This window comes from Actinomadura sp. KC345 (assembly GCF_004348515.1).
Classification (GTDB): Bacteria; Actinomycetota; Actinomycetes; order Streptosporangiales; family Streptosporangiaceae; genus Spirillospora.
In genome coordinates this window covers 1-15,782 of record NZ_SMKH01000174.1, presented here as the reverse complement: position 1 = coordinate 15,782, position 15,782 = coordinate 1, and the positions used below count along the sequence as shown (strand labels likewise).

Genomic DNA, 15,782 nt, shown 5'->3' with positions numbered 1-15,782 from the left:
GTCCGGCGGGTGCGGCCGGGGGACGCGGAGCGGTTCGTCGAGCTGGCGCGTATGAGTTCCGGGCTGCATCGGCCTTGGGTCAACCTGCCGGTGTCCGCGGAGGAGTTCGCGGGGTATCTCGCGCGGTTCGACGAGGTCGCGGCGGTGGGGATGGTCGTCTGCTTGCGCGAGGGCGGGGAACTCGTGGGGACCGTCAATATCAACGGGATCGTCCGTGGCTCCTACCAACGGGGTGTGCTGGGGTACGCGGCCTTTCTCCCCTACGCGGGACGCGGTTACGTGACCGAAGGCGTCGGGCTGGCGGTTCGGTACGCGTTCGAGCAGCTGGGGCTGCACCGCGTCGAGGCCGACATACAGCCGGGGAACGCGGCGTCCATCCGGCTCGTGCGGCGGCTCGGCTTCCGCAGGGAGGGGTTCTCGCCCGGGTTCATCAAGATCGACGGGGTGTGGCGGGATCATGAACGTTGGGCCCTCACGAGCGGGGATGCGCGCGTTTATTGATCTTGCAAACCAGACATACCAGTACGAATAGAAGCGCAGCGCCGCGTCTTGATCTCGGCGGGGGGTCAGCAGGTGGGCGTCCATAGAGACGAGCCCGGCAAGGTGACGGAGTGGCCGGGTGCTCTGGACGTCCGCGCTCTCTTGGAAGGCGGCTGGCGGCCCACTCCGATTCGTGACTTCATCCTCAAGGTGCACAGCCGCTGCAACCTCGCGTGCGACTACTGCTACATGTACGAGATGGCCGACCAGGGGTGGCGCCGGCAGCCGCGCCGGATGTCGCGGCAGGTGCTCGAATGGACGGCGCGGCGCATCTGCGAGCACGCGCGTGGGAACCGGGTTTCCGAGGTGCAGGTCGTCCTGCACGGCGGTGAGCCGCTGCTGGCGGGCGTCGACCACCTGCGGCAGGCGATCGAGACGATCGTGGCCGCCGGCCAGCCGGACGTGGGGGTCGGGTTCAGCGTGCAGACCAACGGCGTCCTGCTCGACGAGCTGTTCCTGGACCTGTTCGCCGAGTACGGCGTCTCCGTGGGCGTGAGCGTGGACGGTGACGAGGAGGGACACGACCTGCACCGGCGCCGTGCCGACGGCCGAGGCAGCTACGCGGCGGTGCGGGACGGGCTGGAGCGGCTGACCGGACCGCGCTATCGGCACATCTTCGGGGGCCTGCTGAGCACGATCGAACTGTGCAACGACCCGATCACCACGTACGAGTCGCTGCTCTCGTTCGGGCCGCCCGAGATGGACTTCCTGCTGCCGCACGGGAACTGGGACGAGCCGCCTCCGGGACGTCCACCGGACGAGTCGACGCCCTACGGGGACTGGCTCATCGCCATCTTCGACCGCTGGTACGCCGCGGAGGCCGACCAGGTGCGCATCCGGCTGTTCAGCGAGATCATCAGGCTGCTGTTCGGCCGGATGTCGGCGAGCGAGGCCGTCGGGCTGTCCCCCGTGGCCGTGGCCGTGGTCGAGACGAACGGTGAGATCGAGCAGGTCGATTCGCTGAAGTCGGCCTACGACGGGGCCGCGGGCACCCGGCTGCACGTGTCGCGTGATCCGTTCGACGCCGTGCTGTCGCTGCCGTCCGTCGCCGCGCGGCAGATCGGCCGCCGGGCACTGTCGGCGCAGTGCGCGGGCTGTCCGGCGCACGAGGTCTGCGGCGGCGGCCTCTACCCGCACCGGTACAGGACGGGTACCGGGTTCCTCAACCCGTCGGTCTTCTGCCACGACCTGTTCAAGCTGATCAGCCACATCCGGGACGTCGTCAGCCGCGACCTGGGCGTCGCGGCGGCCGCGGCGCCGGCGGCCGCGGGCTGAGCCCCGGCGGCCGGGGCCGGTCAGATCGGCGGCGGGTCGAAGTCCACGTCCAGCCGGCGTCCTTCCAGGAAGACCTCGGCGTCGGGATGTTCGAGCGTGAGCGTGCGGCGGTAACGCTCCTCGGTGGCCGCGAACAGCTCGGCGGCCTCGTCGTCCCTGCCGAGGGCCCGCAGATGCGCGACGGTGTTCGCGGCGGCCGACATCGTCGTCGGATGGTTGTCGCCCAGCAGTGCGCTGAGCCGCCGGACGGTGCCGGAGCACAGCCGGTACGCCGACTCGGCTTCGCCGACGTCGGCCAGGTCGGTGGCCAGGTTGAGGGCGATGATGAGGGAGTAGTGGTGGTCGCGGCCCAGCTTCGCCTCCAAGCCCGCCAGCGCCTCCTCGTTGATCTTCCTGGCGACCTCCGCGTCGCCGGTGATCCGCCGGAGGATGGCCAGGTTTCCCGCACAGGCGTGGCTGTAGGGATGCTCGGCCGAGTAGACGCGCGGATACCGGCGGACGGTGTCGTCCGCGAGGACCAGGGCCTCCTGGAATTCCCCCAGCGTGCGCCGGATGTTCGCCAGGCAGATCGCGGCCGCCAGCGTGTCGGGGTGGTTGAGGCCCAGGGTCCTCACGTAGCGCTGGTGCACCTCTTCGGCGAGTTCGAGGGCGCGGTGGTAGTCGCCCGCCCGGCGGCACGCGATGGACAGGTCCTTGCCGGTGCGCAGCGTCCAGGCGTGTTCGGGCCCCAGCTGCTCGGTGCCGTAGGCGTAGGCGTCCTCGCCGAGGTCGCAGGCCTCGGAGTAGTCCCCGCCGAGCCGCACCGCCCTCGCGAGCCCGGTGTAGATGTTGAGGTAGGAAGCGGGGTCGGCGGACGCGTCGCTCTCCGCGTGGACTCCGCGGACGACCTCTTCGAGCAGCGTCCGGGCGTTCAGGTAGTCGCTCTTGAGGCCGTGGTCGAGCGCCAGGCTGTTGACGGCACGCCAGGTGTTCCAGTCCTCCTTGCCGAACTTCGACTCGAAACGGCGCAGCGCCTCCTCGTTGACCTCGTGGGCCAGCTGGAAGTCGCCGCTCGCCCGGAGGTCGGCCGCCCGTCCGCGCAGAGCGCGCAGGGTCGTGTCGTGGTCGCTGCCGAGGGTCTTCTCCGCCGCCTGGAGCGTCTCCGTGTTGTGCTTGGCCGCCTCGTTGTACTGGCCCAGTTCGCGCAGGAGGTTGCCCAGCCGCACCCTCATCGCCAGGACGTCCTCGTGGTCGGCGCCGGAACTCGCGGTCCACTCGTCGATGAACGACTGCCCGAAGTCCCGGGCCGAGACGTAGTCGGACGAGGCGTACAGGAAGTTGATCATGTCGAGCGCGAGCGTGCGTACCACCGGCTCCTGGCACCGCGCCACCCCGGCCGGCCCGAGGTGCCCGAGGGCGTTGAGATAGGTGTCCCAGTTCGCCACGTCGCCCGGGTCCTCCGGGGTGTACTTGGCCAGCAGCAGGTGCACTTCGTGGCGGAGGCGGTCATGCTCCGCCTGATCCAGTTCGTCGCGGACGAGGGCTTGGATCAGCCGGTGCACCTGGATCGTCCGGGCGGGGATGTCCAGCCGCGCGAGGGCGAAGCGCCCCAGTTCACCGATGGCCCGGCCCAGCCGGATCTTGTCGCTGATGAGCTCGGCGAGCCGCGGGCTCAGTCCGGGCACGACCTTGCTGAAGGCGTCCCGCGGGATCGGCTCCGGACCGAAGAACGCGCAGTAGCGCAGGAGTTCCAGCGCCTCGGGCAGCTTCTCCTCCAGGCTGGCGACCGACAGCGCCCAGGCCGCCGTCATCGAGGCGGGGTACTCGCTCGGCTTGCCCTGGGAGAGCAGCTGGCTGGTGCGTTGCGCCAGCAGCCGCAGATACTCCGACACGGTGATGCCGGTCTCGGTGTGGAGCGCGCCCGCCTGTTCCAAGGCGAGCGGGAGGTCGCCCAGCTCCTCGGCGAGCCGGTCCGCGTCGGTCGGGGTGATCCCCCTCGGTACCCGCCTGCTGAGGAACTCCACGCTCTCCTCACGGGTGAACACGTCGATCGGCAGGGCGTCGACGATGCCGGCCCAGCGATGGTTGCGGGACGTGATCAGCACGTGCCCCGGGCCCTGGGGCAGGATGTCGGTCAGCTCCTCGGGCTCGTCGGCGTTGTCGAAGATCAGCAGCCAGTCGGTGTAGGGCTCGCCCCGGCGCAGCGCCTCCAGGACGGCGTTGGCCGCCTCCTCGACGCCGCTCACCGACGCCGACGGAAGACCGAGGGGGGTCGCCAGGCTCGCGAGCGAGGACCGCACCAGGACGGGCTGGTCGGCCGGGATCCACCAGATGAGGTCGTAGTCGGACTTGTAGCGATGGGCGTACTCCACCGCCATCTGGGTCTTCCCCACGCCGCCGAGGCCGTGCAGCGCGTGCGGCAGCACCGCCGTGACCCGGCCGCCCAGGCCCTCGCGCAGCCGTGAGAGCAGATCGGTGCGGCCGGTGAAGTTCTTGTTCCGGGGAGGGATCTTGCCCCAGACCTGGGGAATCCTGGGCGACTGGTCGGGCTGCAAATTGATCACTCGATCCCCTCGCGTCACGCTGGAGCCTGTGGGGCGAACCACATCGCGTCGCAGTCAAGCAAATGCACCACTGAAGACAGTATATTGAAGTCGGTGATTTCGATATGTGTCAGGCGGCACGGAGTCGATGACCGGTTTCGGTCGTTCTTGTCTTCTCTTTCGCAGTGACCGAAATGGCGGGCCAATTTGCATCTGGTGTCCGAGCTTACCGTCTGCGATTATGAGGCTGCCGCTCTATTGCGGCTCGCCAGGTCAAGCGACGAGGTCGCGGTGCCGACACCAGGGAGAGGCCGATGCCGAAGTACGCCTTCCGACTGCCCAGCGAAGAGGTCCCGATGGGTTCGTCGGCCGCCCGGAGCCCCGGGCTCAGGCGGATGCGGATGGAGTTGACCAGGAATGGTTCGCTGGGACGCTCCTTCGACAACAAGTGCGCTCACGCCCCGGCGATCTCGGACGACGCGCTCACCAGGGCGCCGACACGCTGAGGACGATGAGCGCGTGGTCCGGCCGCCGGTAACGGTCGGGCGGCTCGCGCTTTTCGGCTGGCCGAGACGAAGGCTTCATCGTCGCATTGCACGGCCGTTCAGCCGATCAGGCACTATTCTCGGGTGAGCCGGCCGGCACCATCTTCCAACGGTTCCTGCTCATGGGACGGAACGATGAACGCGCAGTCTCCACTCGATTCACAAGTGTCACAGGTGGAGCTGCGTGCGTTCGATGAACCTGGCCGGAAGATCCTCCACGGCAGGGATCGGGAGGTCCGTGAAGTCGCCCGGCTATGGACGAGCAACCGGATCGTCGTGCTTCACGGAAGTGCCGGGATCGGCAAGAGCTCGTTGCTGTCCTCGGGCGCGATCCCGTTGTTGGGTGCGAAGGGCGCACATGTGCTCCCGATGGCCCACATGGCGCAACGGCCGTCGTTCCCCGTGGCGGCACTGGCCGAGCACGATCCGTTCCGGCTCGCGGTCCTGGGCTCGTGGTACACGCCCGAATCACCGGTCCAGATCTCCGAGGTGCCGATAGGGACCTTCTTGCGCAAGCACCGCCGCCTGGACCGGTTCGGCGACCGGCTGCCGATGCTCGGGGCCATCGACGGAGCCGAGGTGATGCTGGGCGCCTCCGGCAGGTACGAGCGGCATCGCCTGGGCTTCCTCGACGAGCTGACAGCGGCCATGCGCGATGTGCCCGACCTGCACCTGCTCCTCGTCGTCCGCGGCGACCGCCTCGACGAGGCGAGGGAACTGGCCGGCAGCCTCGTCCAGGCGCAACCCGTCACCTACACGCTCGGGCCTCTGACGCCCCGGGCGGCGAGCGAAGTCCTTGAGGGGCCGCTGCGTCGCACCGGCCGCCCCGGCGAGCCCGCCGCCGGGGCACTGGTGCGAGAGCTCCGGACGATACGGGCCGGAGGCAGCATCCAGACCACCTCGCGCATCCAGCCGGCCCTGCTGCGGCTCCTGCTGCTCCACCTCGTGCGCGGGGCCCTCTGGGGGCCGCTGTCCGGCGACGACGCCGAGATGGCGACGGAGCGGTTGCGTGCCGAGGTGAACCTCGTCCTGAAGGATTTCTGCGAGCAGAACCTTTCCACGATCGCCGCCGACCACAGCCTCCCGGCGGGCACCCTCAACTCCTGGTTCCGTTCCACGTTCGGCGGGCCGGAGGGGCTCGCGGGCGTTCCCGCGGCGCGTGCGCGCGAGAGCGTGCCCGAAGCGGTCGTCGACGCGGTGCAGGACGCGCACCTCATCCGGAGTCGGGTCCGAGAGGGGGATCTGTACTACGAGCTGCTGCATCCCAGGCTCATCGAAGCCATCGAGCAGATCGGCGAGGGCGCGGTCCCCATCCGCAGGCCGGGGCCCGCCGCACGCCTGCGTCAGGCGTACCGGGCGCTGTCGGACCGCGACCCCGAACGTGCGCGCCGCCATGCGGAGGCGGCGACCCGGGCCTGCGCCGAAGGCGATCTCAGAGTGCTCGCCGACGCGACGACCTTCCTCGGCGACATCGCCTACGAGCGCGGGGACGCGGAGGCGGCCGTCGTGCACTACCGGGAGGCCGCGGCGGTCTTCGAGGCGATCCCGGACAACGCCGCAGTCGGCTGGCTCCTGACCGGAATCGGTCGAATTCTCCTGATGCATGACCCCGGTGAGGCCGTGCGCCACCTCCGTGCGGCGGCCGGCCGGCTTCCGCACGAACTCTCGATCCAGGCCGCCCTCGGACGGGCCCTCTGGATATCGGGGCGGACGCGCGCCGCCCGTGCGGTGTTCGAGGACGTCCTCGGCCGTGACAGCTGCAACCGGGAAGCGCTCATGGCCAAGCGGACTTTGTCCGGCATTGCGTAGATGCTTTCGCCCTTCGGCGGTCGATGTTCTTCTTTGTCCCCGTATGGGAAAGTCTGGCCATGGTCGTGATAGCGGTGAAGCGAAAAACGTGCTGCTGCTAGGATTCCTGCTCTGGCAGCCGCCTGCCCGTCCCTCCTGAAAGGGGGATGGGCGTTTTGGCTACTGCTGGCGGAATTTTGCGTCCGGTATGACCTTGTGTCGCTTTTGCCGGGGTACGTCGACGATGCATGTGGAGGTCGGGGGCCGGGGCGATGATCACGGTCCGAAACAAGGAGAAGCGAGGACCGTGACGATGGCCACGGTCCGAAACGAGGAGAAGTCAGAAGGTGACCGCCGCCTCTTCGGAATGGAAGCTTCAGGATGGTGGCGGGGCAGCCGAGTCCAATGGTGCGCGGGACGATTACTGGCGTCGTGATTTCCGCCTGCTGCTCGGCGGGTCGGTGTTCTCGCAGTTGGGCACGCTCGGTGCCGCCGCGGCCAATCCCCTGCTGGCGCTGGCGCTGACGGGCTCGCCGATCGTCGCGGGCTGGGTGGCGGCCGCGAGCACGCTGCCGGGATTGTTCCTGCACCTTCCGGTCGGGCTGATCGTCGATCGCTTCGACCGCTGGCGGATCATGCTGGTGAGCCAGATGTTCCGGGTGGTCAATTCGATCGTCCTGGTCATCGCTCTGCTCACCGCCGACGAGCCCTGGTTCTTCCTCCTGCTGGCGGCGGTGATCGACGGCTCGTGCGCCGTCTTCTTCCGGATAGCCGAACTCGCCGCGGTCCGCTATGTCGTACCGGACGGCGAGGCCGAGAGCGCATTGGGCAAGAGTGAGGCCCGACATCATCTGGCCCTGGTTCTCGGACGTCCGGTCGGCGGGATACTGTTCGCGGCCGGACGCACCTTTCCTTACCTGCTCGACGCGTTGACATCGCTTGTCTCGGTGATATCCCTGCTGTTCCTCAAGGGGAGACGCAAGTCGCTGGGAACCCAGCATAAAAGAGCGCTGAACATCTCGAAGGACAGAGTCCTCAGATCCTTCCTAGAGGGAGTGCGCTGGATATACCGCGACCGGTTCCTATCCGTTTCGCTCGGCGTCTGCGCGATTGCCAACACCGGGTTTCAGATCGTCGTGCTCCTGCTGGTCGTCGAGGCCGAGCGGCGGCAGATCTCCGGATCCATCATCGGCACGATGCTGGCGACGTCCGGCGTCAGCGGATTCCTGGGCGCGCTCACCGCGCCCGCCATGGTGCGGCGCCTCACACCCGTGGTCACGGTCCAATACTGCGTTGCGCTCTGGATTCCCTTTCTCCTGGTCGTCGCCCTTGTGAGCGATCCGATGATCGGTATGTGCGCTTGGGGCGCCTGTAGCTTCACGGGGGCTTACATCAACGTCGCTCTTGCGATGCACCAGGGCAGGGTCATTCCCCGCGGCGTTCTGGGCCGCGTGGAGGGTGTCAGTCAGTTCCTGACGACCGGCGCGGTGACGCTCGGCGCCTTCGCCGGTGGTTATGTGATCGCGGCCCTCGGGACCCGGCCCACCGCGGTTCTGGTGACCGCCGCATTCATCGTGATCGGGATCGCGGTGCCCGCACTGGTACGCGAACCTCGCCCGCCTCGGAAGCCGGGCCCCGCCAAGGAGACCGGGCAGAACGCCCACGCGACCGACGAAAGGGTGCCCGTCGCCAGCGCCGCGGTACCCGTGGGCGGGGACGCATAACCTTCCCTCGCGGATACTTCGGCGTGCTGCGCACGCCGGCTGTGCGCACTGTGCAGGGTGACACATTCGCGGCGTCCTATTCCGGCCGCTTCCCCGGTGACGATTCGGCATCCGCTTCCCGCGCCCGTGCGGAGTAGGCTTTCCTGCGTCGAACTCGACTGGCATTCTTTCGGTCATCTTTCGGTCGGAGGCGGAGCGTTTGATCACGTCGCTGAATGTCGAGGATCAGCATCGGCTCGTCGAGGCGATCCTGCGCATCGACGCGATGAGCGTCCAGCGGGAGCGCGCGCTCCATCTGTCGGCGCTGGAGCGCGACCTCGGACACCGGCTGGACTATGTCGGCCACGACAAGGAAATGCTCGATGTGTGGGCGCTTGTCGGGGCCCTTCTCGATCATCCGGGAGCGGCGCAGGCGCTTGTGCGGATCCTGCAGACGTTCTATCCGAACCGGCGGTCGGTCCGGGCGCTCGACGAACTCGTCACCGAACTGCTCCCCGAACCATGGCTCGGCCGGGACGAACGGCGTGCGCTTCACGAACTGATCACGTGGCTTGAACGGGTGGATCCCGGTTCGACCCACCTGGGCAGGTTCCCGATGCTCTACCGGCGGGCGGTCGGTCCGGCCCGGCCGACGCTCGACCGCGAGTTCCGCAGCCTGCACGACGTCGTCGCCCTGCTGGAGGAGATGCCCGCGGGCGCCGACGGTACGCCTCCGCTGCTGCGGTTCGTCAACGACCTGGCCGAGGACGCGGGCTATCCGACGGCGCCCGCGTTCCGCGACTGGGTGCAGCGCCAGGTCGTGGCGCAGGGACTGGACGGCGCGCTCTTCGAGGGGCGCCGTGCCGCGCTGGCCGCGCGGAGCGAGCCCGAACCGTCCGCCAACCACCTGATCATCGAATGCATGCCCGACGCGCTCGAGGCGGACCGCTACCTGGTGACGGCGTGGATGCAGGTGGGCCGCGAACCCGGCAGCACGCTGGAGTGCAGCGACGAGGCGCTGCCGCTCGGCCGTATCCCCGAACTGCTGGAACGGCTGCTCACCTCGGAGAGCTCGGTGGTCGGCCGCCCCAGCCCCGACCTCACGATCGAGTTCGTCCTGCCCCGCACGCTGCTGGGCCACCCGTTCGAGCAGGAAATGATCAATATCGGCGGCTTCGAGCACCGCATCGGCATCCGGTATCCGGTGGTCGTGCGCAGCCTGGACCGGATGCGCCTGGCCGCGATCCACCACGACTGGCGGCACAAATGGAAATGGCTGTCCGGCCATTCGGTCGGCGCGCCGGTCTGCACGGTGACCCGTCGCGGCGAATACGGCAAGGAGGAGCTCTTCTCCACCCTGTCGGAGGCGTCCACGGCCGTCCTCGCGCTGGCCTTCCCGCCGTGGGGCGACACGAGCGACGAGACGGACGAGCACTGGGTCGGGCTGCTCGCCGGCATCCCCGTCGTCGCCTGGTGCCGGGACGGGCGTGATCCCGCCCAGTTCGTCAGGGAGGTCAAGGACCTGATGGCGGACGACGTGACCAGCCTCCCGCGCCGGACGATGGAACTGCGCCGGCGCGCACTGTCCGGCAAGCACGAGGGCGCCGGATCCGGACACCTCGGTCTGCATCTGACGCTGGTGTTCGACGATGCCGACCGCATTCCCGAGCCGTACGTGCGGCTCCAACCCCCCGCGTAGGACCGTACTTCCGGAAGGCGTCCATGACGACAGAACACGACCACAGCGACCCGTCGGGCACCTGGCGCATCTACCGGGGGGACAGTCGGCCGCACGACCGGGTGCGGCGGCTGCCGCAGCCCCCGCCGTGGCGCCGGTTCAGCCCGGACGACGGGGCCGGGGGGCGCAGGCAGCGGGACCTGCAGCAGGCGATCTCCTACCGGCCGGACGAGTCGGTCATCGACCGGGTCAATGCGGCCATCCTGCTGCGGCGCCCGTTGCTGGTGACGGGTAAGCCCGGGTCCGGGAAGTCCACCCTCGCCCACAACGTCGCCTACGAGCTCGGGCTCGGGTCGGTCCTGTACTGGCCGATCACGAGCACCACCACGCTCGAGACCGGGCTCTACGACTACGACGCGATCGGCCGGCTGCACGAGACCAGCCTGCGGGGGGCGGGCGACGACGGCCGGCCGCCCGAGCCGCCGGACATCGGCCGCTACATCCGCCTCGGCCCGCTCGGCACCGCGCTCCTGCCCGGTGACGTGCCCCGGGTCCTCCTGATCGACGAGCTGGACAAGAGCAACATCGATCTGCCGAACGACCTGCTCAACGTGTTCGAGGAGGGCAGATTCACCGTCCTGGAGCTGCAGCGGCTCCCCGAGGAGCAGTCGCGGATCCACGTGATGACCGCGGACGGCGGTCCGCGGGTCCCGATCGACCGCGGTGAGGTGCGGTGCGGGAACTTTCCCATCGTCATCATCACCAGCAACGGGGAGCGCGAGTTCCCGCCCGCGTTCCTGCGCCGGTGCGTCCGGCTGGTGATCGAGCCGCCCGGCCGGGAACGGCTCGCCGAGATCATCGAGGCCCATCTCGGCGTGGACGCCAGGGCGGCCAGCGACCGGCTCATCGAGGACTTCCTGGCCCGCCGCGCCGACGGCGCGCTCGCCACCGACCAGCTCCTCAACGCCGTCTACCTCGCCACCTCCGGGAGCAGGCCGCCCGAGACCAAGCTGGAGGAGATCCTCAACACCGTGCTCCGCCCGATCGAGCGGCCCGGCGCGGGATGATCGACCGGCTTGTCGAGGCCTTCGGAGCGCTCGACCCGCACCCCTCGGCCACCGAGCTGGCGGACGCGCTGTGGCTCGCCGACTGGTTCCGGACCCACGAGGACACCGCCCACCAGGCGGTGGACGGCCCCGGGGGGCCGGCCCGAGGCGAGTCGCTCGGCCCGGCCGCTCCGCCGGCCGGGCCGGCCGATCCGCCCGCGACGCCCGCCCGCGGGACCCCGCCTCCGCGGACCGCGGAGGCGGGGCTCTATCTGGCCGAGCAGGATGTGCCCGCCACCGCGATCCCGGTCCGCATGCCCGTTGTTCCGGCGCTGTCGGGCGCGCTTCCCCTGTCCCGGGCTCTGCGTCCGCTGCGCGCGACCGTCCCGTCGCTGACCCGCAGGCTTCTCGACGAGTCGGCGACCGCGCAGCGCATCGCGGAGACCGGGGTGTGCGAACCCGTCATGGTCCCGGCGCATGAGCGCCGGCACGATCTCGCCCTGATCGCGGACGTCGGCCCCTCGATGGTCGTCTGGCGGCAGACCGTCGAGGAGTTGCGGCTGCTGCTGCAACACCTCGGCGCGTTCCGCGACCTGACGACCTGGTACCTGGACTCCGGTGCGCACCGGCTGTCGCTGCGCACCGGCTCGGCCTTCGGGGTCGGGGCCGAGCGCGATCCCGACGAGCTGGTCGACCCGACGCACCGGCGCCTCATCCTGGTCGTCAGCGACTGCATCGGCGCGGCGTGGCGGGACGGGAGGGCCGCCTCGCTGCTCGACCGCTGGGGCCGCGCCGGGACCGTCGCCATCGCCCAGCCGCTGCCCCAGCGCCTGTGGTGGCGGACCGGGGCGGCCATCGAGCCGGTGCGCTTCGGCGCGTCCGGGCCGGGAGTGGTCAACGAGCAGCTGACCGTGGTGCGGCCGGCGCCGCAGCTGCCCGGCGATCGTCCCGAGGGGGAGGGCATCCCGATCCCGGTGGTCGAGCTCAGCGAGCGGTGGCTGCGGTCCTGGGCGGAGATGGTCGCCCGCGGCGGCCAGGACATCATGGGCGCCGCGCTGTTCACCGGGCGGCCCGCGGCGCACCCGCCGGCAATCGAGACCGGCCCCGGCGACGTGTCGCCGGAGATGCGGGTCAAGCAGTTCCGGGCCTCCTCGTCCCCCGCGGCCTTCAAGCTCGCCACCTACCTCGCGGCCGCCCCTTTGCGGCTGCCCATCATGCGCCTGGTGCAGCGGGCGATGCTTCCGACCTCCACGTCGGCCGACCTGGCCGAGGTCTTCCTCAGCGGCATGCTGCGGATGGTCGGCCGCCCGGCCGACGGCGGCGAGGAGGAGATCGTCTACGAGTTCCACGACGGGGTCCGGGAGATCCTGCTCCAGGGCCTGCGCCGGCGCGAGGTCCACCAGGTGCTGCGCGCGGTGTGGAGTGTCGTCCGTGACCGCATCGGCTCGTCCCTGGACTTTCCGGCGCTGCTCGCCGCGGTGAGCCGGGGCGAGGCGCAGCTTCCGCCCGACCTGCCGTTCGCGCAGGTGGCGGTCCAGGCGCTGGCGGGTCTCGGCGGGCCGTACCGCGAGATGGCGAGGCGGCTGACGAGCGAGGCCGCCGCCGATCCGGACGAGGACGGCGTCGATGCCACGCTGACGACCTCCGTGACGACGACGGGCCCGCCCGCGGGCCCGGAACCGGTGCCGGTGCCGCGCAGCGCGCTGCCGCCCCGCAACCAGGACTTCATCGGGCGCGACCGCCTGCTCGCGGCGGTCCGGGCGGCGCTGCGCGAGGGCATGGCCGCGCTCCTCCCGTCGGGCATGGGGGGAGAGGGCAAGTCCAACCTGGCCGTGGAGTACGCCTACCGCCATGCCGACGACTACGACCTGGTGTGGTGGATTCCGGCCGAGCAGACGACCTCGGCCCGTGCTTCGCTGGCGTCGCTGGCCCGTCGGCTCGGCATGCCGATGAGCGACGACATCAAGGAGACCGTCGACGGCGTCCTGCGTGCGCTGCGCACCGTGCGGCCCTACGCGCGGTGGCTGCTCATCTACGACAACGCGCAGGATCCCGAGCAGATCGTCCCGCTGACCCCGCTGGCGGTGGGCGGGCCCGGCGCGGGCCTCCGGCCCGGCCAGCACGTGCTGGTGACGTCGCGCGACCGCGGCTGGGAACGGCACGCCTCCGTCGTGGATGTCGACGTCTTCGAACGGCAGGAGAGCATCGCGCTGCTCCGGCGCCTGGCGCCGCGGCTGTCGGTGGCCGAGGCCGATCTGCTCTCCGAGCGGGTGGGGGACCTCCCCCTGGCCGTCCACCAGGCCGCGGCGTGGCAGGCGGTGACCGGCGGCACCGTGGAGGACTACCTGCGGCTGTTCGAGCTGCGGCTGGGCGACGCCGCGACGGCGGACCCGGCCGGCGAGGACCTTCCGGGGACGCTGGCGGCGTGCGTGAGCATGAACCTCGACCTGCTCCAGGAGCAGGATCCGGTCGCCTGGGGACTCCTGGAGCTGTGGGCCGTCTTCGACCCCGAACCGGTGTCCTGCCGGCTGCTGGCAGCGGGCCGCGAGGCCGCGCTGCCCGGCGATCTGGCTGCGCTGCTGGCCGGTGAGGCGCGGCTCCGCGCGGCCATGGAGACCATCGCCCGCTTCTCCCTCGCCAGGTTCGACGAGGAGTCGGCCACGCTCCAGGTCCACCGGCTCGTCCGGACCATCCTCAACGACCGGCTCGGTGACGACGGCCGGCGCCGCGTCCAGGGGCTCGTCCACGGGATCCTCGCCGCGGCGACCCCGGACGAGGAGCCGGAGGTGGAGTCGACCTGGGAACGCCGCTCCGAGATCACGCCGCACGTCGTCCCGTCGGGTGTCTTCGACGCGGACGGCCTGGACATCCGGCTCGTGGGCATCGACCAGGCGAAGTTCCTGTACCAGTCGGGCGAGTACGAGGGCAGCCGGCACCTCGCCGAGATCGCCATAGACCGGTGGATGCGGCGGTACGGGCCCGACGACGACGCGGTCCTGGACATCTCCCGCGTCCTGGCGAACGCCCTGCGCGGCCTGGGCGACAACCGGGCGGCCGCCGCACTGAGCGAGGACAACCTCACGCGGACGCGCAGGAAGTTCGGTATCGACCACATGCAGACCCTCTTCGCCGCCACGGGATTCGGCGCCGACCTGCGTTTCCTCGGCGACTTCCGCCGGGCCTACCAGATCGACCTCGACGCCTGGCTGCGCATGCGCCAGCTCCATACGGACGCGGATCCCAAGACGCAGGTCGCCGCCGGCAACCTCGCGCTCGACCGGCGGATTCTCGGCGAGTTCCAGGCCGCCTACGACATCGACCTGGAGGTGTGGCGCAGGCAGGCGGAGCCCGGCCAGCCCTACCGGCAGCGTTTTCGCACGACCCACAACCTCGCGCGGGACCTGCACGCGCTGGGACGGTATGGAAGCGCCTACGAGATGCAGGCCGAGAGCCTGGGCAACCTGCGACCGGTCCTCGGCCCCGGGCACGCGATGGTCCTCCAGGCGAAGATGAGCCACGCGGGCACGCTGCGCAAACTCGGCCGGTTCCAGGAGGCGCACCGCCTGGCGGCCGAGACCTTCACCGCCTACGTCCGCCGGTTCGGTGAGAGGCATCCGAACACGCTGGCCAGCAAGGTCTGCCTCGCGCTCACCACCAACGCCGCTGGCAGGCCCGCCGAGGCGCTGCCGCTCATCGACGAGGCGCTGGCCGCCTACCGGCAGGAGATGGGGGAGGAGCACCCCTTCGTCCTCGTCTGCGCCATCGACCGGGCGGTCGTCCTGCGGCGGCTGGCGGAGGCGTACGAGGCGCAGGAGACCGACCAGGCGGCGCTGTCGAAGCTCGAAGCCGGAGTGCTCGGTCCCGACCACTACTACGCGTTGTGCGCCAAGGCGGGACTGGCCAACGACTACTACCTGCTCGGTGAGATGGAGGCCGCGGTACGGTTGCTGTCCGAGGCGCGGGAGAAGCTGGCCGGCTCGCTCGGCGAGCGGCACCCCTACGCGCTGGCCGTCACGCTCAACCTGGAGCGCGCCCGGGCCGCGATGGGCGGCGACCGGGAGCGCGGCATCGAATCGGTACTGGACTCGCTGCGGCTCGTGCTCGGTCGCGACCATCCGGAGGTCCAAGCCGCCCGGCGCGGCGAACCGCTGGAGTGCGACATCGAGCCCACCGCCCTGTGAGGCCGCGGCCTCGCGGGGCGGTCCGGCGGGTCAGCGGCCCGCGGCGGGCTGGGCGAGGGCGAGGTCGTGCTGGACCGTCCGGCCGATGTGGCCGATCAGCTTCATCAGGTCCGGGCAGTACACCGACGGGTTGAGGTAGCCGTGGCCTTCGCGGTACCGGTGCGCGTAGGCGCCGCCGCCGCAGATGTCGCGCACCGCGCAGGTCGCGCAGGTCGGCGACAGCGCCGCGAGGCCGATCTGGCGCGCGACCACGCCCGGATGCCACATGGCGTCGTCGAAACGGTGGTCGAAGACGGTGAGTCCGGTCTCGGGCGCGCCGTCGTACGAGCTCTTCAGCGTGTCGACCTGCTGGAGCGTTCCGTCGGTGTCGACCACGAGCATGGCGACCGGGGACAGCCCGATGTTCTCGCTCCGGCTCTGCCCGCCGAGCAGCAGATTGATGATCTCCTCGAACAGCCGGACGCCGGTCTCCTTGCGCGGTGCCCGGTACCAGCGGTCGAAGAC

Annotated in this window: 9 protein-coding genes and 1 pseudogene; 8 read left to right on the top strand and 2 right to left on the bottom strand. The window is 70.4% G+C overall.

The features are described 5' to 3' along the window. Both E1281_RS25265 and E1281_RS25260 read left to right on the top strand, forming a co-directional pair. On the top strand, positions 1-501 hold a 501-nt coding region (locus E1281_RS25265; RefSeq protein WP_243717384.1), incomplete at its 5' end, for a GNAT family protein. Positions 502-573: 72 nt separating this feature from the next. Beyond that, the gene (locus E1281_RS25260) at positions 574-1,815 is read left to right on the top strand and encodes an FxsB family cyclophane-forming radical SAM/SPASM peptide maturase (RefSeq protein ID WP_243717382.1); all 1,242 of its coding nucleotides are present in this window, start codon (positions 574-576) and stop codon (positions 1,813-1,815) included. Between the two features lie 20 nt (positions 1,816-1,835). Here the strand turns inward: E1281_RS25260 and fxsT (E1281_RS25255) are convergent, their stop codons facing one another. Then, positions 1,836-4,358 carry an FxSxx-COOH system tetratricopeptide repeat protein gene (fxsT, locus tag E1281_RS25255; RefSeq protein ID WP_131882155.1) on the bottom strand — a complete coding sequence of 841 codons (2,523 nt, stop codon included), beginning with the start codon at positions 4,356-4,358 and terminating at the stop codon, positions 1,836-1,838. Positions 4,359-4,651: 293 nt separating this feature from the next. On the opposite strand from fxsT (E1281_RS25255), the gene E1281_RS25250 reads away from it, so the two are divergent. The 6 genes from E1281_RS25250 to fxsT (E1281_RS25220) all read left to right on the top strand — a co-directional run bounded on the left by E1281_RS25250 (position 4,652) and on the right by fxsT (E1281_RS25220) (position 15,278). Continuing rightward, entirely contained in the window at positions 4,652-4,843 is a 192-nt protein-coding gene (locus tag E1281_RS25250; RefSeq protein ID WP_131882154.1) for a hypothetical protein, read from the top strand. A 174-nt stretch (positions 4,844-5,017) separates the two neighbouring features. Next, a complete protein-coding gene (locus E1281_RS25245) occupies positions 5,018-6,691 on the top strand; it encodes a tetratricopeptide repeat protein (RefSeq protein ID WP_131882153.1) in 1,674 nt (557 codons plus the stop codon). A 326-nt stretch (positions 6,692-7,017) separates the two neighbouring features. Continuing rightward, positions 7,018-8,394 (top strand): MFS transporter, encoded by a 1,377-nt coding sequence (locus E1281_RS25240; RefSeq protein ID WP_131882152.1) that lies wholly within the window; start codon positions 7,018-7,020, stop codon positions 8,392-8,394. A gap of 199 nt (positions 8,395-8,593) precedes the next feature. Continuing rightward, a complete protein-coding gene (locus E1281_RS25235; protein ID WP_131882151.1) occupies positions 8,594-10,072 on the top strand; it encodes a hypothetical protein in 1,479 nt (492 codons plus the stop codon). A 23-nt stretch (positions 10,073-10,095) separates the two neighbouring features. Next, entirely contained in the window at positions 10,096-11,118 is a 1,023-nt protein-coding gene (locus E1281_RS25230; RefSeq protein WP_131882150.1) for an ATP-binding protein, read from the top strand. After that, a complete protein-coding gene (gene fxsT, locus E1281_RS25220) occupies positions 11,115-15,278 on the top strand; it encodes an FxSxx-COOH system tetratricopeptide repeat protein (protein WP_165959091.1) in 4,164 nt (1,387 codons plus the stop codon). Before E1281_RS25230 ends, fxsT (E1281_RS25220) begins: the two co-directional genes overlap by 4 nt. A gap of 30 nt (positions 15,279-15,308) precedes the next feature. On the opposite strand, the pseudogene E1281_RS40470 reads toward fxsT (E1281_RS25220), so the two are convergent. After that, positions 15,309-15,782, bottom strand: a pseudogene (locus tag E1281_RS40470) (radical SAM protein); the annotation flags it as partial.